The organism is uncultured Tenacibaculum sp., assembly GCF_947495995.1.
GTDB lineage: Bacteria > Bacteroidota > Bacteroidia > Flavobacteriales > Flavobacteriaceae > Polaribacter.
In genome coordinates, this window is sequence record NZ_CANMAX010000008.1 from 101,001 (window position 1) to 120,697 (window position 19,697).

Below are 19,697 nucleotides of genomic sequence, written 5' to 3' on the forward strand. Positions count from 1 at the left end.
ATCATCATTTTATATCCATTGAAAGCTTTTTCTAGCTTAACTCGCGATAGCCACAAAAACCTTCCTTTATATAAAATTGGTAATAGTAAAAATTTGATTTTCGCCCTTCTAACTTTGTATCGTCTCTGTTTCTTTTTAGTAAATAACATATAAAAATGTTTAATAGTAAATAGTTTTTATCTCCCCCCGACCAATGAAAATATCACTAGCCTGTTATTACAATACAAAGGAAGTAAATAAACTGTGAAAAAAGACAGGATTTATCCGGACAAAAAGCGGACAAATTATTTTACACATTGATAAACAAAAACTTAAAATGAAGTTAAGAAGCTTCTAAATATTCTAAAATTGAACTTCCTTTAGGCGCATTTACTTTTTTACGTAGTCGTGATCTGCTTCGAACAACACTATCATCAGAAATTGCTAACATAGATGCTATTTGCTTTGTATCTAAATACAATTTTTCCATAGCCAATAAACGCTCTTCTGACTTTGTTAGTTTATAACCTTTATTCTTAAGCTTCACAAAAAATGTAGGATGTACTTTGGTAAACTTTTCTTTGAACACATACCAATCTTCAGATGTTAAAATTCGAGTAGTAGTTAAGTCTTGTATTTTAACGATAGACTTCTGCTCTCCTATTTCTTCTTTTAACTTGGCTAGTTCTTGTGTTAAAGATTCTTGTACTTTACTTTTCTCTAAAAGTTGATTGGTAAATTCTTCTAAATCTTTCTGATTCTTTTCTAATTTCTTTGCTAAAGCTTTACGCTTTAAATTACCTCTTAGCCAAATTAAATAAATAGCTACAGCAGATAATAACAATACAGCTATTAAAACGATCCATAAAATATTTCTTTTCGCCTCATTTAACTTTCTATCTTTTTCAAGTAGAGCAATTTCGGTTTCATTTTTAAATATCTCGTTATCTTTTCGTTCAGTTTCAAACTCCGACTGATAGTATAGAAAAGTATTTGTTGTAATTCTTCTTTCTTCTGCATCTTTTGCCTGTGTGTAGGCTTTTAAATATTGATACGATTCTTCTAATTTATTTTGTACAGCAAGCACTTCAGAAAGCTGTTTATTAGCTTGCATTTTCAATTGCACATCGCCTAACCTATTATCTTTGTCTAATAATTTCTTATAGAATTTTTCTGCTAAACGATATTCTGATTTTGCCTTGTGATATTGACCTGAATAAGATAAAAATGCATTCTTATTAAATTGATTACCTCCTCCACTAGCTTTAAGTTTGTTTTCAAAATCTTTTAAATGTTTATACATACTATCTAAATTCTTTGTCTTCAGATAATATTTTGTGTTCAGTTTAGAAACTTGAATATTAAAACCATTTTGTCTCTTTTCGTTTTTAATTTCTTTGCAAGCTACCGTCAAAGAATCTAGATACTTTCTAGCTTCATTGATTTCATTTTTCTTAATGTTTGAAGTGAATAAATGCGAATACGCATAAGAAATAGCTAAAGGATCTTTCATAGCTTTGGCTCCTGCTAAGATTCTTTTTCTTTCATATATAGCTTTGTCGTGAAAACCATTTTTACCGTATAAACTCGACAATTCATTTAACGCATAGTTTGCATAACTAGCATCTCCTAGTTTATTATACAATTCATACGCTTCTTCAAAACGTCGAACACTATTTAAAAAATTGTTTTGATCAAAATAAACTTGTCCGGCAAAAAAACGTGAATCCGCAGCAAAAATAGAATCTTTACTTGCTAAGAAAAGTGTCCCCGATCTATCATAATCTAAAGCAGCACTATCTAATTGCTCTTTATTGTAGAAATAAGCGGCTCTTTTCAATAATATATGTGCTTCTGAACTTTTCTTTTTGAATTTACCTTTATACTGAAGTAAACTTTTTATAGTGTACGATGCTGAATCTAAACTTCCTCTATTAATATAATTTTGAATAACAAACCTAGATTTTTGGGCAGCTTGATCGTAATCTTCTATCTTCAAATTTAAATCTACATATTGTTGTAAATATTGTAATTGCTGGGGATGATTACTTCGAATCATTTCATTGGTTAAGGTATCTAAAACTGCAATGCGTACATCTTGAGTGATATTCTCATCTAACTTCTTTAATAGTCTTTCTGTTTTGTCTTGAGAATAACTATTTAAAAATGAAAAAAATACAAGAAAATAAATACTACGCTTCATCTACACTGATAATAAATTAACTATAATAAACTAAAATTCAAATTTAGTTGATAAAATCAATAACGAAAAATAGCAAAAAAAAATGCAGAATATCAAAAGTATTTCTGCATTTTTTTAATTTATATTATTGAAACTAACTCGTAGTTTTTGGCTTTCTGAACATTAACCACACTCCTATTAAGATTAAAGGAATACTAAGTACTTGACCTGTATTGAACATAAAAATCCAATCTTCTCTAGTATCTACTTGTGGTTTCTTTAAGAACTCTATGAAGAATCGAAGCGACCATAAAGCAATCATAAATACACCAAATAAATATCCTTCTTTCTTCTTTTTATCCGTTTTCCAATATAACCTCCACAGAATAAAAAATAGAATTAAGTAACTAAATGCTTCGTACAACTGTGTTGGATGTACAGGATATTTTTCTCCAGCTCTTTTAAAGATTACTCCAAAACTTGTTCCGGTTGGTTTTCCATAAATCTCTGAATTGAAGAAATTTCCCATTCGAATGAAAAATCCAGCTAAAGCTACCATAATTCCCATTCTATCTAGAATAAACAACCATGATTTTTGTAAATGCTTTTTAGCATAAAAGTATAAAGCTATTGGAATTGCAACTGCAGCACCATGGCTAGCAAATCCTGAAATTCCTGTAAACTTCCATCCTTTAATTAAACCAAAGAAGGCTTCTGCTCCTTCTCTTTTTTCAAAAGGTAAAATAATTTTCCAAAGATTATCTTGATAGTCTGGCCAACTGTAAAAGAAAACTTCTCCTAAACGCATACCAACTAACATAGATATAAACGTATACATGAATAAAGGATCCATTTTATCATGAGAAATGTTATCTTCTGTATAAATTTTCTTCATCAAATGTGTTCCTAATATAAATGCTATTACAAACATTAAACTATACCAACGAACACTAAAACCTCCTATATTGAAGATTTCGGGATTCTGGTTCCAAGTAATTGCTAAAAAATTCATGTATTGTAAGTAAGTTCAGTTTTTATTTTTTTGGTTTCTTTTCTGGTACCGGATCGTAACCGCTGCCTCCCCAAGGGTGACAACTAAAGATTCGTTTTATTCCTAACCAACCACCATAAAATAACCCGTGTTTTTTTAATGCTTCTAACGTGTAAGAAGAACATGTCGGATTGTATCTACATGTAGCTGGTGTAAATGGTGATATTGCCGTTTGATAAAAACGAATTAATAACACGAACGGAAAGATGAGAATTTTTTTTAACAAAACGACTAGTTTACAGTAAAAGTTGTTCCTTCTCTACCATCTTTTAACTGAATTCCTAACTCAGCCAACTCATCTCTGATTTTATCCGATAAAGCCCAATCTTTATTTTCTCTTGCTTCTTTTCTTAATTTAATTAAAAGCTCTACAGTACCATCTAATTTATTTGATCCTTCATCTTTAGCATCGTTTACTAATCCTAAAATATCAAATACAAACGCGTTCATTGTTTCTTTTAATAAAGTCAAATCACTTTCTGTTATCGTTGCTTTGTTATCTTTTAATTGATTGATAAACTTAACAGCATCAAAAAGTTTTGCTATTGCAATAGGAGTATTAAAATCATCGTTCATTGCATCATAACATTCCTGTTTCCATTTAGCAACATCAAAAGAAGAACTTCCTCCTGTTTGTATTGCATCTAATAATGATACAGCTTCCATTAAACGATTATAACCTTTTTCAGAAGCTAATAATCCATCGTTAGAAAAATCTAAAATACTTCTGTAGTTCGCTTGCATGATAAAGAAACGTACAACACCAGCACCAAAAGCTTTGCTTAAAACTTTATTTTCTCCTGTTAAAATTTCTCCTGGTAAAATACTATTTCCTGTTGATTTCGACATTTTTTGTGAATTCAACAGTAACATATTAGCATGCATCCAGTAGTTTACAGGTTGAACACCTGAACAAGCATGAGATTGTGCTATTTCACATTCGTGATGCGGGAATTTTAAATCCATTCCTCCACCGTGAATATCAATTTGTTCTCCTAGATATTTAGAACTCATTACAGAACACTCTAAATGCCATCCTGGAAATCCTTCTCCCCAAGGTGAAGGCCAACGCATAATGTGACGCTCATCTGCTTTTTTCCAAAGTGCAAAATCTTGTGGGTTTTTCTTTTCAGATTGCCCATCTAAAGCTCTTGTATTATGAATTGCATCTTCTACATTTCTTCCTGAAAGAATTCCGTAATTGTTTCCTTCTTCATTGTATTTAAGCACATCAAAATATACAGATCCATTAACTTCGTAAGCAAGACCTTTATCCATGATTTCTTTAATCATTTCGATTTGCTCTACAATATGTCCAGTTGCAGTTGGTTCTATACTTGGTGGAAGAAAATTATACTTTGCAGTTATGGTATGAAAATCTACAGTATAACGCTGTACAACTTCCATTGGTTCTATTTCTTCTAAACGTGCTTTCTTTGCTATCTTATCTTCTCCTTCTTCTGCATCACTCTCTAAATGTCCAGCATCAGTAATATTTCTTACATATCTTACTTTATAACCTAAGTGTAAAAGATATCTAAATACCATGTCAAAAGACATGAATGTTCTTAAGTTACCTAAATGTACATTACTGTATACTGTTGGACCACAGACATACATACCTACTCTCCCTTCTGTTACGGGTTTAAATACTTCTTTTGACTTCGAAAGTGAGTTATAGATCTTTAGTTGATTTTCTTTGTATAGCTCCATTAGATTACACTATTTTGAAATGTAAATATAGGTACTTTTAATGAAGTTAAATCATAATTTTATTTAAAAAGTAATTTTATGTTTCTCTAAATATTCATCAAATTCGCAATGTTTAAAATTAAACATGTATCACAGTAATATCAATGGCTTACGCTTATTTCATTTTAGATACAATGTTTAATTTAAAACATCAATTTCACTACTTTTTAAATACCTATTCTCATATAAAATTGTATTAAAAAAATTAAGGCTGATGATTAAAAAATCGCCAACCTTAAAATTGAATTTTATATAGTTTGTTTACTGCTTTTTATTTTTTTGCAAAACTTAATTCTCCATATTTTACATTCATATTAAATTTTGCATCTTTAGGAGCTCTAATTATAATTAATCGCTTAACTTTCAACTTACTTCTATCTTTTAAAAGTTTTTGAATTTTTATACGTTCTTTCTTCTTTTTCTCTAATTTCTTAAGTTGTTTTTCTAATTTTTCTCGATTCTTTTTCATTGCTTTTTCAGCCTTCTTCAATTGCTTTTCAATTTTCTCTTTCATCTTTTTTTGATACTCTTTGGCCTTTTTCTCTCTTTCTTTTTGATGCGCTTCATGCTCTTCGATAAAAAACTTTAAATCGTTTTTACCATTTTGTCTACCAGACATTGTAATATTTGAATCGTCTGTAGAAATTGAAATTAACTTGTCTCCTACTTTAACTTTAGCATTTTTCCCTAATGCTTCTTTATTTTCTTCTTTCCATCGTTTTAAATAATCTTTGTCTTTCTTGTATTCATCAAAATCAAATTCTGTAAAAAAGAACATTGGTGGTGCAGGAGGAGCTGGTGGTGCTATAACTCCTGTAAACATTGGTGGCTCTGGTGGTAAAGGCGGCATGATAAAATCAATTGAGTCTAATACATCTAAACTTCCTATAGAGAAATCTGATAAATCATCAACAATAAATGTATAATCAGGATTATCAAAATTAAACGTATTAAAGTCTATCCTTGAGTTTGACCTCGAATTGATTGTAATTTTTTCACTGTTTCCAAAAGCATCGAAATTCCACTTAGCGTAAAAATGATCTTTCATTTCTTCTGTTACTTCTTCTCCTTCAACCATCATGTATGCCTCAACAACAACTTTGTTTTTATTCCATGGATGAATTTGAATATCAGAATGTCTAGTATTAATATCTATTACCACATCTGATTTTACATTAAACTCCTCTTTAAAGTCATTATCTTTTTTTTGTCCTTGTAGATGAAAAGTACCTAGTACTAAAATCAATCCTATTATTTTATATGATACGATTCTCATTTGAATTTTCTTTAGGTTGTAAATCATTAATTTGATCTTTTAACTGAATTAAAAGTTGTAAGCGTAATTGAAGATTTGTAATTAACGAGTTGATTGTTTCTTTGGTTATTCCTTCTTTTTTAAGTTTTTGGTTTAACCTTTTATAATCAACATCTAGCTTACTTATCTTCTCAAAATACTCATCTAATAAGGCCTTATTTTCTGATGTAATATCTAAACTGGCTATTTCGTAATTAATAGCCGTTAAGTAATAGTTTTCTATTTTTTTCATTTCAGGAGAAATGTCTCCTAAACTTATTTCTTCTTTAACTTCTACTTCTTCTCCATTAGATTCTGGTTGAGTTATATAGAATGTTAATCCTACACCTAATAAAACTACAATTGAAGCCACTTTGTAAAGCCAACTGTATGATTTTCTTTTCTCTGGAAAAGCTTCGTTTAACTTATCTAAAAATCTATCTTCATGATTATTAGATAACTCTAAATTTTCTTCTTGAAAGTCTTCAACTAAATTTCTAATATCTTTCGGCATAGTTTTTAACTTTTAAGTATTCTTTTATTAATTTTTTACCTCTCATTAAATGTGTTCTAGAAGTTACTTCTGTAATTCCTAATACACTGGAAATTTCTTTATGATCGTAACCCTCTAATAGATATAAAGTAAGTACTAATCGATACTTTTCTTTCTGATTATTTATCGCTTCAATGATCATTTGTGTTGTAATTGAATTATCAACTTCCCAACTTTCATTCTCATCAATAGTTTGATATACCTCTTCATTTATCGAAACCATTTCTAATCTATTTCTTTTTAATTCATCTATACTTTGGTTGATCACAATTCTTTTTAACCAAGCTCCAAATGCAACTTCAGCTTTGTAACTATTAATATTTTTAAATGCTTTTACAAATGCTTCTTGCATAACATCTTCTGCTATAAATTTATCTTTCACATACCTGTGAGCAATCAAGAACATTGCTTTACTATAACTTCTATAAAGTTCTAGTTGAGCTTTTTTATCTTGCCGTTTACAAGCATTTATTAGCTTTTGATGAAACTGTTTAGTTGATTTCATTTATTGATTTCTTGTCTTAAAGACGACACATTTTTTTATGCGTTGCATTTTTGAATAATTTTTTATTTCTAAATTTACAAATAGTATTATGTATACCTTGTTTAATGGCAAATAATTCAAAATCAAACCTATCAGAAAAAGAAGGTGTTTCTCAACCAGAAACTACCAGTAAGAATTCTGCTGAAAGAATAAAATTAAATAGACGAAAGCGTGCTACAACCGAAGAATTTGTTGCTAAAATTTTACAAGGTGATATTACATTTTTAAGTCGCGCTATTACTTTAGTAGAAAGCACAAATAAGAAGCACCAAGAAAAGGCTAATGAAATTTTAAATGCATGTTTACCCTATGCAAATAAATCGGTACGAGTTGGTATTACAGGAGTTCCTGGTGTTGGAAAAAGTACTTTTATTGAAAGCTTTGGAAAACATTTAACACAACTTGGAAAAAAAGTTGCTGTATTAGCTGTAGATCCTAGTAGTTCTATAAACAAAGGAAGTATTTTAGGAGATAAAACTAGAATGGAACAATTGGTCACTGATAAAAATGCTTTTATTCGTCCTTCTCCTTCTGGTACTTCGTTGGGTGGAGTTGCACAAAAAACTAGAGAAAGTATTATTTTATGTGAAGCTGCTGGTTTTGATACAATTATTATTGAAACTGTTGGTGTTGGACAAAGTGAAACTGCCGTTCATTCTATGGTTGATTTTTTCCTTTTACTAAAACTTTCTGGTGCTGGTGATGAGCTTCAAGGAATTAAAAGAGGAATTATTGAAATGGCCGATGCTATTGTAATTAATAAAGCTGATGGTGATAATGTAAAAAATGCTAAAATTGCCAAAGTTGAATTCAATAGAGCATTACATTTATATCCGCCTAAAGAAAACGGATGGCAACCTAAAGTTTTAACTGCAAGTGCACTTCAAAATTCTGGAATAGATGAAATCTATCAAATGATTTTAAACTATATTAAATCATCAGAAGAAAACGGGTATTTCAATAAAAGACGAAATCTTCAAAACAAACATTGGCTGTTTTCTACAATTGAACAAGAATTAAAAAGACGTTTTTATGAGCATCCTGAGGTAAATTCTCAATTAAAAAATGAAATTATTGAGCTTAATTCAGGAAAAACCACTCCATTTTTTAGTGCCGATAAACTATTGAATCTGCTCAATAAAAGTTAAAAATCAACCGTTTATCGAGGTTTAACACTTTTTTTGATTTAAATTTACGTAATTTGATGTAAGTTTTTAAATAACAATCAGTCTAAACTTAAAATTTGGCATGTAAATTGATGTTAAAATTTTAAGGTAAATAAAAATCCCAACTTATGAAGAAATTATTTTATGTAACACTGATGATGGTATCTACCTTGGCATGGGCTCAACAAGATGAGACTTGTGATACCGACGAGAAATTAGTTGACGATTTAAACAGTATTACTAAATGTACTGTTAAGCAAACAAAAAATAAAAAAGATAAAAAGTCTAGACAAATTAGTGTGAGAGTTTCTGCTTCTAAAAAGCGTTTTCTTAAAAGAAGAAAAAAAGATGCTGCTACAGAAGCTAACCAACTAGGGAGTTCTGGAATTTCTGCTGTACAAAATCCTACTAACCTTAGTAAGTCTTTAAAAATTAAAACAAATCTTGCTGCTTTAAAAAACAGTTTATCAAGAGAAGAATTGAGACAAGCTCAAAAATTCGCTACTGTTGATGCTATTCCTGCTTTCCCAAGTTGTAATAGTGGTAATAAAGACCAATTAGATTGTTTTAATGACGAAATGATAAAGCACATTCAAGAATATTTTGCATATCCTGATGAAGCTTTATTAAATAAGCAAGAAGGTGAAGTTTGGGTTCGTTTTATCATAGACACTAAAGGAAATGTAACAAACATTAAAACTTTAGGTCCTAAAGGAGGTAAAATTTTAAACGATGAAGCAATTCGTGTTGTTTCTAACTTACCAAAATTTACTCCAGCAATGAAAGACGGTAAGCCAGTTTCTGTAAAATATGGTTTCCCTATCAATTTCTCATTAGAAGATAATTAATATTAAAAACTTATACATTGAAAAAGACCAACAAATTTTGTTGGTCTTTTTTATTTACAAACTTTTATTATCTCTAAATTTTCTTACAAGTATAAAGCAAAACCGATTAATCCTTGAAATACTCCATCTTGATCGTCTAATCCGATATTGTATCTTACCGTTGGTTTTATACTTACTTTATCTCCAATAAAATAAGCGTAACCACCTTGAATTCCTAACCAGTTTGCACTTCCTCCTGTAAATGATGTTCCTGTAAAATCTACTCCTACTGGAAATGTTCCTTCGATGTAATATTCTGCTCCAACTTTATAAACAAAAGATTCATTGGCGTCATTATATCCTAAACCTCCTTTAAGAGCTAAATCATCCATAACGAAATAACCTCCGTCTAAACCTACAGAAAATGTTGTACTTCCGTTTACCGAAGTTAAATAGAAACCAGTATTACCAGTTGTCGCTGAACCAGTATTCGCTTCTATGATAAACTTTCCTTTTTGAGTTGGCGAATTTTCTCCTTCATTTGAACTTTGTGCTTTAGCTGTTAATCCAAATAATACCACAGCAATTGTTAAAAAAACTTTTTTCATATTTTTAATTGATTAATTATTTACACTTCAAAAGTAGTAGCATTAATCATCAAGAAAATTATGAAATCTATATCCGCTGCTAATTAACCAATATTTGTAGTAAGAAAATTCTTATACTATTCTTCACTGAATACTTCTAAACCATCATACGCTAAAAAAACATGTTCTGGTAAATCTTTTTCAATCTCTGCATGAAAACCTAAAAGCTCACTAATATGACTAAAATAAGCTCGTTTGGGCTGTAATTCTTCAACCAATTCTAAAGCTTCTTTTAAGGTTGCATGTGTTTTATGACTATCTAATCGTAGAGCTGTAGTTACCAAAACATCTAAACCCTTTAACTTCTCTTTTTCTTCTTCTGGTAAATATTTCACATCCGTTAAATATGCAATGTTTCCGAAACGATAACCTAGAATAGGTAAATCTCCATGCATTACCTTTATAGGTATAATATCTACTCCGTGAAATTTTAATCTATCTTTTTCTGAAATTACAGTTGATTTTACTTCTGGAGCAGAAGGATATCTATTTTCAGTAGTAAAAATATATTCATATCGCTTTTGTAGTGATTTTAAAACTCGGTCATCACTATAAATAGGAACTGGTCCCATCCTATAATAATAAGGTCTTATTTCATCAAAGCCTGCAATATGATCTGCATGCTCGTGTGTAAATAGTATTCCTTTTATAGACTCAATGTTCGCTTTAATCATTTGTTGTCTAAAATCAGGACCACAATCTACTATATAATTGATTTCTTCTCCTTCATCTTTCCATGAAACTACTATTGAAGATCTCAACCTTTTATCTCTTTCGTCTTCTGAATATCGAACCGGATTCTTACTACCTATCATTGGCACACCTGTAGAAGTACCTGTACCAAGAAATGTAATTTTTAACTGTTTTTTATCATTCATTGTTAGTACAAAAATAATATAAAAATTGACTGGTACTTTCAAATTTCAGTACATTTGTCACCGTAAACAAAAACAACTAAAATGGCTATTACCTTAAAGGGAGATCAAAAAATAAGCAGTGTACCTACTTCTAAAATGAAGGCGCTTAGGATTAATTTAAATGCTAACATTTATGGTACTTTTGCTGAGATCGGTGCTGGACAAGAAACTGCCAGAAACTTTTTTAGAGCTGGTGGAGCTTCAGGAACTATTGCAAAAGCAATGAGTGCTTATGACAAAGATTTCTCTGATGCTATTTATGGAATTGAAGACGATAGACGTTATGTTACAGAGTCTCGATTAAAGAAAATGCTTAGGCATGAAATTAATTTAATTGAAGATAGATTAGATCGTCAAAAGCATCCTGAAAAATTATTCTTCAGTTATGCTAACACTGTTACAACTATTGATTTCGCTAAGAAATTTAAAGGACATGGTTGGGTTGGTATTCGCTTCCAATTAGATCCTTTAGAAGATTATAACGAAATCGTTTTACACTTACGTTTTAAAGAAACTGAAGCAAAATTGCAACAAGAAACTTTAGGAATACTAGGTGTAAACTTAATTTATGGAGCTTTTTATTTAAATGATAACCCTAAAGAGCTTTTAAAATCTTTCTACGATAATATTGATAAGGATAAGTTAGAAATCGATATGATTAACTTTTCTGGACCGCGTTTTATGTATGTTGATAATCGTTTAATGAGTTTACAACTTGTTAAAAATGGTATGACAAACGCTGTAATGTTTGGTCCTGATGGAAATAACTTACTACCTGCTCAAGTTTTATATAAAAAGAATATTCTTGCCTTACGTGGTAGCTTTAGACCTGTTACTAAAGTTAACATGGATATGTACGAAAAGTCTAAAGTTAAATTCTTAAATGAGAAAAAGGTAAACCCAGAAAAAACACAATTTATTTTCGAGATTACCTTAAGTAATTTAAGAGCTGAAGGAGAAATTAATGAACGTGATTTCTTAGACCGTGCTGAATTATTATGTTCATTAGGTCAGAATGTAATGATTACAAATTATCAAGAATACTATAGACTAGTAGAATACTTTAGCGAATTTACCAAAGAAAGAATGGGACTTGCTATGGGAGTAAATAATCTTGTTCAAATCTTTGATGAGAAATATTACCGTAACGTAAGTGGTGGTATTTTAGAAGCTTTCGGAAAGTTATTCTATAAAGATCTTAAAATATACCTTTATCCGTATAAGGATAAAGAAACCAACGAATACATTACTTCAGGAAATTTAAAAGTACATCCTAGAATTAAAGAGTTATATAAATTCTTTAAAATTAACGGTAGACTTGTAGATATCGAAGAATTCGATCCTGAAATTTTATCGATTTTCTCTAGAGAAGTGTTAAAAATGATTCAAGAAGGTAAAGATGGATGGCAAGAATTATTACCATCAGGAATTGCTGAAATGATTGTTGAAAAACGCTTATTTGGATATTCTCGAAGAAAATAATTATTTTTTGATTAAACCTTTTCTTAATTTTAAGGTCATAATGAAAAACCAATTCATTTGACTGACGAAATTACATTAGCATCGCAATTACAAAATGTAGCGACGAAAGAAGCTGCCTTTCGAAATCTGATATCGCAATACAAAGAACGACTGTATTGGCATATCAGAAAAATAGTAATATCACATGATGATGCTGATGATGTATTGCAAAATACTTTTATAAAGATTTTTAAAAGTATTGATAATTTTAAAGGAGAAAGCAAATTGTATTCTTGGATGTATAGAATAGCAACTAACGAAGCCATTACTTTTATAAACAAAAGAGCAAAACAGAACAATGTAGATATTTCTGAATATAAACAACAAGCTGTTTCGAATTTAAAAAGTGATGACTGGTTTTCTGGAGATGAAATACAAATGATCTTACAAAAAGCTATAGCTACACTTCCTCAAAAGCAACAATTAGTTTTTAATATGAAATATTTTGATGATTTAAAATATCAGGAAATTTCTGAAGTTTTAGACACATCTGTTGGTGCGCTTAAAGCTTCTTATTTCCATGCGGTAAAAAAGATTCAAGAATTTATTAAAAACTATAATTAAACCTTTATGTGTTTTTTTAGTCTTACTAATAGTAATGGAAAATAAAGAGCAACATAACGAAGATTTTTTAAACCTAAACATAGGTAAAAACGGTGATTTTTCTACTCCAAAAAATTATTTTAATGATTTGGAAAATGATCTTATCAGTAAGATGATCGTAGAAGAACTACCTGAAAAGTGTGGTTTTGAAACTCCTAGTAATTATTTTGATAATTTAGAAGAAACCATCTTAGCAAAAGTAAATGAAGAACAAAAAAGTAATCTTAAAGTAATTTCTTTCAGAAAAAGGATTATACAGTTTACTTCTGCTGCTGCAGCCGCAATTCTTTTACTAGTTACTTTTAATTACACTATAAATATAGGTGAAGAAGAAACGGCAATGGTTACTATTGATGAATGGTTTGAAAATAGTGATGTTACCACAGATGATCTTGCTTTATTACTTGATGATGAAGATTTTTCTGAGGAAGTATCTTATGAGTTTGAAAATAACGGAATAGAAGATTATTTAGATAATATTGGTAATTCATCAGTTTTAGATGAAATACAATAAATTAACCAGATAAAAATGAAGAAAAAAATACTTTTTATATGTTTAGTAAGCTTGTCCTTAATTGGATTTGCACAAAAGCATAATAGATCTGATAGAATGAAAGCTCAAAAAATAGCTTTTATTACAGAACATCTTGACCTTTCTGAAAATGAAGCTGAAAAATTTTGGCCTTTATATAATAAGTTCGAAAAAGCAAAACGTAAACTCTTTAAACAAGAAAAAGAAGATATACGTAATAAAATAAAATCTTCAGGAGGTTTAGAAAATGTTAGTGAAGATGAAGCTAAGAAATATTTAAAGTTATTTCATAAAATAAAAGCTTCACACGAAGAAATTAAAGTTTCGTTTCATAACAATTTAATGAATTTCTTACCTGCTAAAAAGGTATTGAAGTTAGAAATTTTAGAACATCGTTTCAATAAATCTATGATCAAACGTTTTAAAGAACGTAGAAATAGAAGAATGAATTAAATATTAATTGTAAATAAAAAAAGAAGCTTTAAAAGCTTCTTTTTTTTATTTGTTATCTATAACTTCCATACATACATAAAGTTCTGGTCTGCTAGCAGTATACTGCCTTAACCAAATAACTAATTCATCGACTTCGTATGGTAGTAATCTTTTCATTGCTTTTTCTAATTCTTTACAAAAAAGTTCTGTATTGAAGCTTACTTTTTGTAACACAACTTTAGTGTATTCAAACATTGCTCTTGGCATAAGTAAGGGAATTTGGATTATTACATTTTAAATATACAAAAAAAACAACACCATTCTGTTAAAATACTACCAAAAAAAAGCTCTATTTCTTAATGAAATAGAGCTTAACTTATTAAAGTTCTTTCTTTTATAAAGCATTCACTTTAGCTATTAAAGCTTTTGCTTTCTCTTCTAACTCAGTACTAATACCTTTAAAATGTGCTTTTTTACTTTCTACATCTTTAGCATTTACTTTGTCTAATAATCCATCAAAAGCAGCAATTGCTTCATCAATTATTCCTTGAGATGCAACTGTATCAACTCCTGGATTTTCTAATTCCCACATGTAGCACTCTTCAATAATATCTCCTAATGTATAATTGATATCTTTCTTTAAATTCTTAACGCTTGCCATAATTAAAATTTTTGACAAAATTAGTCGATTTTATCTAAACCATTCTGAAAATTTTCAAAAAACTTACCAACATGATATCCATCTACTAAAGCATGATTCACATTCACTGCTACTGGCATTAATAATTTACTATTCGCTTTAAAAACCTTACCGAAAGATAATTGAGGAACACTACTGTTTTTATCTCCAGAAACAGGCTCTTTATGGCTTGTAAACGTAAACCATGGAATTGCTGAACAATGATAACATCCTAAAGAATATTTAGGAGGAAATAAATTTGTAGAATTTAAAATACGCTCTTTCTCTTTTATGAAATTAGCATTAAAAACCTCGTAGTCTTCGTCAAACTGAATAAATGAAAATCCGAAAGTTTTATCTTCTCTTAAAATTGTAGCCGAAGCATCTAACTTTTCATAAACTGTAACTTTGTCTTCTTCTATCCTGTATCTAAAGTTTTCTACTGAATTTAAAGCTTTAGTACATTCATGTAAATATGTAGTAAAAAAAGACTGTTGTTTAATCTTACAAATACTATGCACATTGGTAACATCTATATTCACAACAGTTGCAAAAGTAGGGTCTGCTAGACTTCTAAAATGTGTAAAAATTTCTCTTCTATTCCAGTTATCAATATCTAAATATGTTTTCTCCATTATAAAATAGTTGGTACTTCTTTTATAGTTGATAGTGTTTTATAGTCTGAAGATGATTTCTGAGTTGCACTTACTGTCTCATGCGCCCAAGTAGTGTGAAAAGGAATATGAATTGCTGAAGCTCCTATTTCTATTAATGGTAGCACATCAGATTTTAATGAATTACCTATCATTAATAATTCAGAAGGATTGATATCTAAACGTTTTAGCATTTTAGTATAATCAATTGCTTTTTTTTCACTCATTACTTCAACATGATGGAAATAATTTAAAATACCAGATTTTTCAAGTTTACGTTGTTGATCTAATAAATCTCCTTTAGTAGCTACGATTAATTTATACTTACCATGTAATTCTTTCAACACCTCTTCTACTCCATCTAATAACTCAATAGGTTTTTCTAACATCTCTTTACCTATATCTAGTATTTGTCCTAATACTTTTTGTGGTAATTGATAATTAGATAATTCTAAAGCACTTTCGATCATCGATAACATAAAGCCTTTAACTCCGTAACCATAGAGTTCTAAATTATCTATTTCTTTTTTAAATAACTCTTGATGAATTTTATTCTCTGTTTCATAATCATTTAATAAAGAAGCAAATTCGTTTTCTGCGTCTCTAAAATATGTTTCATTTGCCCATAATGTATCATCAGCATCAAAGGCAATAACTTTTACATTTTTATACATTACTAAAATAGTTTTTTAGCTTTTTCTAAATCTTCTGGAGTATCTATTCCTATAGATTCTACCGAAGTTTCTATCATTTTTATTTTTTTTCCTACTTCTAAATATCTAATTGCTTCTATTTTTTCTGCAGCTTCTAATGGTGTCATCGGAGTATTATAAAAATCCATCAATGCATTCTTTCTGAAAGCATATACACCTTTGTGTTTAAAATAAGTAACTTTTAATGTTTGATCTCTGTGATAAGGTATTACAGATCTTGAGAAGTAAATAGCAAAGTTATTCTGATCGGTAATTACTTTAACATTATTCGGATTTTCAATATCCTCAGCAGCTTCCATTTTTACTTTTAAAGAAGCCAAGTCAATTTGCTGTGCTGCATCCTCATGAAAAACAGTTATTAATTTTTCTAATGAAACTGCATCTATAAAAGGTTCGTCACCTTGAACATTAACAACCACATCTACATCTAAGTTTTCTACAGCTTCTGCAATTCTATCAGACCCACAATCATGTTCTTTTAAACTTTTTATTGCTTTACCTCCAGCATCTACAATCAAGTCGTATATAACGTCAGAATCAGTAACAACATATACCTCATCAAAAAGTTTTGTTTGCAAAGCACTTTCATAAGTACGTAAAATAACTGGCTTTCCAGCTAAATCTTTCATAAGCTTTCCAGGGAATCGACTTGCATTAAATCGAGCAGGAATCATTGCAATAATCTTCATAAAAAATAGTCATTAGAACAGGGCAAAGATACATATTTACATATTCTGAAAATAGCACTTTAAAAATGTTAAAAAAACAAAACTTTAACATTTAAACTATGGAGTCGGTTTTGCCACTGATAGTAATCTGACTATGTTTGAGTAAATTCTTTTGTAAGTTAATTTGGTTTGTTTGTTTAAAAAGCTCAAGACGTAGATTTTGGGCTTTTTATTTTATATACACCTCAAGTAACTCTGATTCTGAAGTTGATTTTATACTAAATTCTTTAAGTTTTGCTGGTACTAATAATGTTTCTCCTGCAATTAAAGATTCTTCATTTTCTCCTAACTCAAATGTTACCTCACCAGACACACACATATAAATAACGAAACTATCTTTATCTGAATGATTAATTGCTAACTCTCCAGTTACAGGTAATACATTAGTAGTAAAATACGGACATGAAACTATCGTTGAAGATGTATTTAATTCTTTAGTATATGATGTAGTATATTTCGGAATTGCTTTAAAGTCTATCGCATCAAGAGCTAAATCAGTATGTAACTCTCTGTAGTTCCCTTCAGCATCTTGACGATCCCAATCGTAAATACGATACGTGATATCAGAAGTTTGTTGAATTTCAGCTAATAAAACTCCAGCACCAATAGCATGAACTCTTCCAGTAGGAATAAAATACACATCTCCTTTCTGAACTTCATCTACATTTAAAATCTCTAATAATGATTTATTATTAAGATGATTTAAATATTCCTCTTTGTTACTATCTTTTTTAAAGCCTACAATTAAGTTTGCTTCTTTATCAGCCTGCATTACATACCACATTTCAGTTTTCCCAAAAGAATCGTGGCGTTCTTTAGCCAAGTCGTCGTTAGGATGTAATTGAATACTTAATGGAGTTTTTGCATCAATAAACTTTATCAATAATGGAAATTTATCTCCGAAATGATCAAAAACCTTACCTCCTACTAAATCATGCTTATAGGTTTGGATAAGTTCTTTTAAATCTTTTCCTTCTAAATCTCCATTAGAAACTACAGAAGTATCTCCTTTAACATCAGAAATCTCCCAACTTTCTCCTAAATTAGAACTGTTAGATTGTTTATTTAAATGTGATTTTAATTTTTCTCCGCCCCATATCTTTTCCTTAAGGATTGGGGTAAACTTAATAAATTGATTGAGCATTTTTTCACAGAATTAACTTCCAGAGTAAGTTACAAAATTTCTAGGAGTTTCATATAGTGTAATTTCCATATCTAGATCTTCAGAAATATGAGGTCGTAGTTTATTATAAATAACAACTGAGATATTTTCTGCAGTTGGATTCAAATCTTTGAATTCTTCTACCTCTATATTAAGATTCTTATGATCGAATGCTTCTTCTACTTCTGCTTTTATAATGTCCTTTAATTTTCCTAAATCGTAAACATATCCTGTTTCTTGATCAATCTCTCCAGTCAGTGAAACAATCAATTCATAATTATGACCATGAAAATAGGTATTACTACATTTATTAAAAACTTCAAAGTTTTTCTCATCAGACCAATCTTTTCTATATAATCGATGAGCTGCATTAAAGTGAGCTTTTCTATGTACTGTTACTCTAGGCATTACTATTTACTATTAAAGTTTGCAATTTTATCGTACGATTTTTCAAAGATAATTTTGAACCAAGCAGTATAATCATCTGGATTTTTCTCAATATCAGTCTTTACATCATCTAATAACATCCATTTGAAACTTTCTACTTCTTCAGGATTTATTTCTGGCTCACCATTATAATATCCAATCATTACATGATCTAATTCATGCTCGGTAAGACCGTTATCAAAAGGAGCCTTATAAATAAAAGAAAACACCTCTTCTAACTCACAAGAAAACCCCATTTCTTCTTGCAAACGTCTTTTACCAGCACTAATATTTGTTTCACCTTTTCTTTGGTGAGAACAACAAGTATTAGTCCATAATAAAGGAGAATGGTATTTGTCTTTTGCTCTTTGTTGAAGCATTAATTCATTATTATCGTTAAAAACAAAGACTGAAAAAGCTCGATGAAGTACTGCTTTTTCATGAGCTTCCATCTTCGGCATTAATCCTACTTCATTATCTAGCTCATCTACTAAAATTACATTTTCTGTCATACATTACAAATGTAATGAATTACTAGGTCTCATAAAAAACTGCGAATAAATCATTCTTATCTAAACATCGATTATCTTTACAAACTGAAAAATTAATTCTAATGAAGTTTTTACGATTTATATTCTTGTTATCTACCTCTTTTATTCTTTTCAATTGTAATCAAACAAAGAAAGAAGTTAAAGAAACAAAACCAGAAAAAGAGGTTAAGGTTGTTGAACCAATTAAGAAAGAAGAAAAAATCAAAAAAAAGGAAAAAGAAGTTAGACCTAGTTGGGATACATTGAATAAAAAAAATGCTCAAGCATTTTTCAAGAAATATGGTGAATTAAATAAAGAAACTAAAGTATTGATTAAAACCAGCTTTGGAAACATCAAACTAAGATTATATAATGATACTCCTATACATAGAGCTAGCTTTATTTTTTTAACAAAGATTAAATATTTTGATACTGCATTTTTTTACAGAGTTGCTAGAGATTTTGTAGTTCAAGGAGGTGATTCAGATTTAGAATCTACAGCAAAATTCAGAAGAAAATACCAACATTATAGATTACAACCAGAAATAAGAAAAAGAAGAAGACATAGATATGGTGCTTTAGCTGCAGCCAAGGATGTAGAAAACAACCCAAAGAAATTATCTAGTCCTTTTAACTTTTATATTGTTCAAAGTAAAAATGGTGCTCATCATTTAGACAATGAACATACTGTTTTTGGCGAAGTAATTTCTGGCTTTTCTACCATTGAAAAAATTTCTAAAGTAAAAGTAGGAAGTAGCGATTGGCCTTTAGTAGACATTCCTATGACTGTTGAAGTTATAAAATAA

General features: G+C 29.6%; 24 protein-coding genes. 7 read left to right on the top strand and 17 right to left on the bottom strand.

Translation table 11 applies throughout. From position 1 onward, the window contains the following. Nucleotides 1-322 precede the first annotated feature (322 nt). The 7 genes from Q1A15_RS17455 to Q1A15_RS17485 form a co-directional block, all read right to left on the bottom strand. Nucleotides 323-2,182 carry a hypothetical protein gene (locus tag Q1A15_RS17455; RefSeq protein WP_299627092.1) on the bottom strand — a complete coding sequence of 620 codons (1,860 nt, stop codon included), beginning with the start codon at nucleotides 2,180-2,182 and terminating at the stop codon, nucleotides 323-325. Between the two features lie 133 nt (nucleotides 2,183-2,315). Beyond that, nucleotides 2,316-3,173, bottom strand: a complete 858-nt coding sequence (gene lgt, locus Q1A15_RS17460) for a prolipoprotein diacylglyceryl transferase (RefSeq protein ID WP_299627094.1) — start codon at nucleotides 3,171-3,173, stop codon at nucleotides 2,316-2,318. 22 nt (nucleotides 3,174-3,195) lie between these two features. Continuing rightward, nucleotides 3,196-3,438: a membrane protein insertion efficiency factor YidD gene (gene yidD, locus Q1A15_RS17465; RefSeq protein WP_299627096.1), complete on the bottom strand. Its 243-nt coding sequence runs from the start codon at nucleotides 3,436-3,438 to the stop codon at nucleotides 3,196-3,198. A 5-nt stretch (nucleotides 3,439-3,443) separates the two neighbouring features. Next, nucleotides 3,444-4,925 (bottom strand): cysteine--tRNA ligase, encoded by a 1,482-nt coding sequence (gene cysS, locus Q1A15_RS17470; protein ID WP_299627098.1) that lies wholly within the window; start codon nucleotides 4,923-4,925, stop codon nucleotides 3,444-3,446. A gap of 310 nt (nucleotides 4,926-5,235) precedes the next feature. Next, nucleotides 5,236-6,240 (bottom strand): hypothetical protein, encoded by a 1,005-nt coding sequence (locus Q1A15_RS17475; protein ID WP_299627100.1) that lies wholly within the window; start codon nucleotides 6,238-6,240, stop codon nucleotides 5,236-5,238. Continuing rightward, the gene (locus Q1A15_RS17480; protein WP_299627102.1) at nucleotides 6,221-6,772 is read right to left on the bottom strand and encodes a hypothetical protein; all 552 of its coding nucleotides are present in this window, start codon (nucleotides 6,770-6,772) and stop codon (nucleotides 6,221-6,223) included. Before Q1A15_RS17480 ends, Q1A15_RS17475 begins: the two co-directional genes overlap by 20 nt. After that, a complete protein-coding gene (locus Q1A15_RS17485) occupies nucleotides 6,756-7,316 on the bottom strand; it encodes a sigma-70 family RNA polymerase sigma factor (RefSeq protein WP_299627104.1) in 561 nt (186 codons plus the stop codon). Before Q1A15_RS17485 ends, Q1A15_RS17480 begins: the two co-directional genes overlap by 17 nt. Before the next feature lie 104 nt (nucleotides 7,317-7,420). Here Q1A15_RS17485 and meaB point away from each other — a divergent pair, with 104 nt between their 5' ends. Together meaB and Q1A15_RS17495 are read left to right on the top strand one after the other, a co-directional pair. Continuing rightward, nucleotides 7,421-8,503: a methylmalonyl Co-A mutase-associated GTPase MeaB gene (gene meaB / locus Q1A15_RS17490; protein WP_299627106.1), complete on the top strand. Its 1,083-nt coding sequence runs from the start codon at nucleotides 7,421-7,423 to the stop codon at nucleotides 8,501-8,503. Between the two features lie 146 nt (nucleotides 8,504-8,649). Further along, nucleotides 8,650-9,369: an energy transducer TonB gene (locus Q1A15_RS17495; protein ID WP_299627108.1), complete on the top strand. Its 720-nt coding sequence runs from the start codon at nucleotides 8,650-8,652 to the stop codon at nucleotides 9,367-9,369. A gap of 83 nt (nucleotides 9,370-9,452) precedes the next feature. Here the strand turns inward: Q1A15_RS17495 and Q1A15_RS17500 are convergent, their stop codons facing one another. Further along, nucleotides 9,453-9,956, bottom strand: a complete 504-nt coding sequence (locus Q1A15_RS17500; protein ID WP_299627111.1) for a hypothetical protein — start codon at nucleotides 9,954-9,956, stop codon at nucleotides 9,453-9,455. Nucleotides 9,957-10,072: 116 nt separating this feature from the next. Continuing rightward, nucleotides 10,073-10,873 (bottom strand): MBL fold metallo-hydrolase, encoded by an 801-nt coding sequence (locus Q1A15_RS17505; protein ID WP_299627113.1) that lies wholly within the window; start codon nucleotides 10,871-10,873, stop codon nucleotides 10,073-10,075. Nucleotides 10,874-10,954: 81 nt separating this feature from the next. Here Q1A15_RS17505 and Q1A15_RS17510 point away from each other — a divergent pair, with 81 nt between their 5' ends. Genes Q1A15_RS17510 through Q1A15_RS17525 form a run of 4 tightly spaced genes read left to right on the top strand, consistent with a single transcriptional unit; the run spans nucleotide 10,955 to nucleotide 14,021 of the window. Continuing rightward, nucleotides 10,955-12,394 (top strand): TonB-dependent receptor, encoded by a 1,440-nt coding sequence (locus Q1A15_RS17510; RefSeq protein WP_299627115.1) that lies wholly within the window; start codon nucleotides 10,955-10,957, stop codon nucleotides 12,392-12,394. A gap of 57 nt (nucleotides 12,395-12,451) precedes the next feature. Continuing rightward, nucleotides 12,452-12,997 (top strand): RNA polymerase sigma factor, encoded by a 546-nt coding sequence (locus tag Q1A15_RS17515; protein WP_299627117.1) that lies wholly within the window; start codon nucleotides 12,452-12,454, stop codon nucleotides 12,995-12,997. Nucleotides 12,998-13,031: 34 nt separating this feature from the next. After that, nucleotides 13,032-13,550: a hypothetical protein gene (locus Q1A15_RS17520; RefSeq protein ID WP_299627119.1), complete on the top strand. Its 519-nt coding sequence runs from the start codon at nucleotides 13,032-13,034 to the stop codon at nucleotides 13,548-13,550. A gap of 15 nt (nucleotides 13,551-13,565) precedes the next feature. Further along, on the top strand, nucleotides 13,566-14,021 hold the full coding sequence (locus Q1A15_RS17525; RefSeq protein WP_299627121.1) for a hypothetical protein: 456 nt from the start codon (nucleotides 13,566-13,568) through the stop codon (nucleotides 14,019-14,021). Between the two features lie 45 nt (nucleotides 14,022-14,066). Here the strand turns inward: Q1A15_RS17525 and Q1A15_RS17530 are convergent, their stop codons facing one another. The 8 genes from Q1A15_RS17530 to idi form a co-directional block, all read right to left on the bottom strand. Beyond that, nucleotides 14,067-14,267 (bottom strand): hypothetical protein, encoded by a 201-nt coding sequence (locus tag Q1A15_RS17530; protein WP_299627123.1) that lies wholly within the window; start codon nucleotides 14,265-14,267, stop codon nucleotides 14,067-14,069. A gap of 127 nt (nucleotides 14,268-14,394) precedes the next feature. Beyond that, nucleotides 14,395-14,661, bottom strand: a complete 267-nt coding sequence (locus Q1A15_RS17535) for a hypothetical protein (RefSeq protein ID WP_299627125.1) — start codon at nucleotides 14,659-14,661, stop codon at nucleotides 14,395-14,397. A 20-nt stretch (nucleotides 14,662-14,681) separates the two neighbouring features. Continuing rightward, complete coding sequence (locus tag Q1A15_RS17540; protein ID WP_299627127.1) at nucleotides 14,682-15,314, bottom strand: CatA-like O-acetyltransferase; 633 nt, start codon at nucleotides 15,312-15,314, stop codon at nucleotides 14,682-14,684. Next, on the bottom strand, nucleotides 15,314-16,006 hold the full coding sequence (locus Q1A15_RS17545) for an HAD family hydrolase (protein ID WP_299627129.1): 693 nt from the start codon (nucleotides 16,004-16,006) through the stop codon (nucleotides 15,314-15,316). Before Q1A15_RS17545 ends, Q1A15_RS17540 begins: the two co-directional genes overlap by 1 nt. A gap of 2 nt (nucleotides 16,007-16,008) precedes the next feature. Further along, nucleotides 16,009-16,734: a 3-deoxy-manno-octulosonate cytidylyltransferase gene (kdsB, locus tag Q1A15_RS17550; RefSeq protein WP_299627131.1), complete on the bottom strand. Its 726-nt coding sequence runs from the start codon at nucleotides 16,732-16,734 to the stop codon at nucleotides 16,009-16,011. A gap of 208 nt (nucleotides 16,735-16,942) precedes the next feature. After that, nucleotides 16,943-17,917, bottom strand: coding sequence for a type I phosphomannose isomerase catalytic subunit (locus tag Q1A15_RS17555; RefSeq protein WP_299627133.1), 975 nt, complete (start codon nucleotides 17,915-17,917; stop codon nucleotides 16,943-16,945). A gap of 12 nt (nucleotides 17,918-17,929) precedes the next feature. Further along, nucleotides 17,930-18,343, bottom strand: coding sequence for a 6-carboxytetrahydropterin synthase (locus Q1A15_RS17560; RefSeq protein ID WP_299627135.1), 414 nt, complete (start codon nucleotides 18,341-18,343; stop codon nucleotides 17,930-17,932). A 2-nt stretch (nucleotides 18,344-18,345) separates the two neighbouring features. Continuing rightward, nucleotides 18,346-18,873 carry an isopentenyl-diphosphate Delta-isomerase gene (idi, locus tag Q1A15_RS17565; protein ID WP_299627138.1) on the bottom strand — a complete coding sequence of 176 codons (528 nt, stop codon included), beginning with the start codon at nucleotides 18,871-18,873 and terminating at the stop codon, nucleotides 18,346-18,348. 101 nt (nucleotides 18,874-18,974) lie between these two features. Here idi and Q1A15_RS17570 point away from each other — a divergent pair, with 101 nt between their 5' ends. After that, entirely contained in the window at nucleotides 18,975-19,697 is a 723-nt protein-coding gene (locus tag Q1A15_RS17570) for a peptidylprolyl isomerase (RefSeq protein WP_299627140.1), read from the top strand.

Bases quoted from the DNA above. Each gene is read 5' to 3' on its own strand.
- Q1A15_RS17455 (WP_299627092.1), bottom strand. From the start codon at position 2,182: ATGAAGCGTAGTATTTATTTTCTTGTATTTTTTTCATTTTTAAATAGT.
- lgt (WP_299627094.1), bottom strand. From the start codon at position 3,173: ATGAATTTTTTAGCAATTACTTGGAACCAGAATCCCGAAATCTTCAAT.
- cysS (WP_299627098.1), bottom strand. From the start codon at position 4,925: ATGGAGCTATACAAAGAAAATCAACTAAAGATCTATAACTCACTTTCG.
- Q1A15_RS17475 (WP_299627100.1), bottom strand. From the start codon at position 6,240: ATGAGAATCGTATCATATAAAATAATAGGATTGATTTTAGTACTAGGT.
- Q1A15_RS17480 (WP_299627102.1), bottom strand. From the start codon at position 6,772: ATGCCGAAAGATATTAGAAATTTAGTTGAAGACTTTCAAGAAGAAAAT.
- Q1A15_RS17485 (WP_299627104.1), bottom strand. From the start codon at position 7,316: ATGAAATCAACTAAACAGTTTCATCAAAAGCTAATAAATGCTTGTAAA.
- meaB (WP_299627106.1), top strand. From the start codon at position 7,421: ATGGCAAATAATTCAAAATCAAACCTATCAGAAAAAGAAGGTGTTTCT.
- Q1A15_RS17495 (WP_299627108.1), top strand. From the start codon at position 8,650: ATGAAGAAATTATTTTATGTAACACTGATGATGGTATCTACCTTGGCA.
- Q1A15_RS17500 (WP_299627111.1), bottom strand. From the start codon at position 9,956: ATGAAAAAAGTTTTTTTAACAATTGCTGTGGTATTATTTGGATTAACA.
- Q1A15_RS17505 (WP_299627113.1), bottom strand. From the start codon at position 10,873: ATGAATGATAAAAAACAGTTAAAAATTACATTTCTTGGTACAGGTACT.
- Q1A15_RS17510 (WP_299627115.1), top strand. From the start codon at position 10,955: ATGGCTATTACCTTAAAGGGAGATCAAAAAATAAGCAGTGTACCTACT.
- Q1A15_RS17520 (WP_299627119.1), top strand. From the start codon at position 13,032: ATGGAAAATAAAGAGCAACATAACGAAGATTTTTTAAACCTAAACATA.
- Q1A15_RS17525 (WP_299627121.1), top strand. From the start codon at position 13,566: ATGAAGAAAAAAATACTTTTTATATGTTTAGTAAGCTTGTCCTTAATT.
- Q1A15_RS17530 (WP_299627123.1), bottom strand. From the start codon at position 14,267: ATGCCAAGAGCAATGTTTGAATACACTAAAGTTGTGTTACAAAAAGTA.
- Q1A15_RS17535 (WP_299627125.1), bottom strand. From the start codon at position 14,661: ATGGCAAGCGTTAAGAATTTAAAGAAAGATATCAATTATACATTAGGA.
- Q1A15_RS17540 (WP_299627127.1), bottom strand. From the start codon at position 15,314: ATGGAGAAAACATATTTAGATATTGATAACTGGAATAGAAGAGAAATT.
- Q1A15_RS17545 (WP_299627129.1), bottom strand. From the start codon at position 16,006: ATGTATAAAAATGTAAAAGTTATTGCCTTTGATGCTGATGATACATTA.
- kdsB (WP_299627131.1), bottom strand. From the start codon at position 16,734: ATGAAGATTATTGCAATGATTCCTGCTCGATTTAATGCAAGTCGATTC.
- Q1A15_RS17555 (WP_299627133.1), bottom strand. From the start codon at position 17,917: ATGCTCAATCAATTTATTAAGTTTACCCCAATCCTTAAGGAAAAGATA.
- Q1A15_RS17560 (WP_299627135.1), bottom strand. From the start codon at position 18,343: ATGCCTAGAGTAACAGTACATAGAAAAGCTCACTTTAATGCAGCTCAT.
- idi (WP_299627138.1), bottom strand. From the start codon at position 18,873: ATGACAGAAAATGTAATTTTAGTAGATGAGCTAGATAATGAAGTAGGA.
- Q1A15_RS17570 (WP_299627140.1), top strand. From the start codon at position 18,975: ATGAAGTTTTTACGATTTATATTCTTGTTATCTACCTCTTTTATTCTT.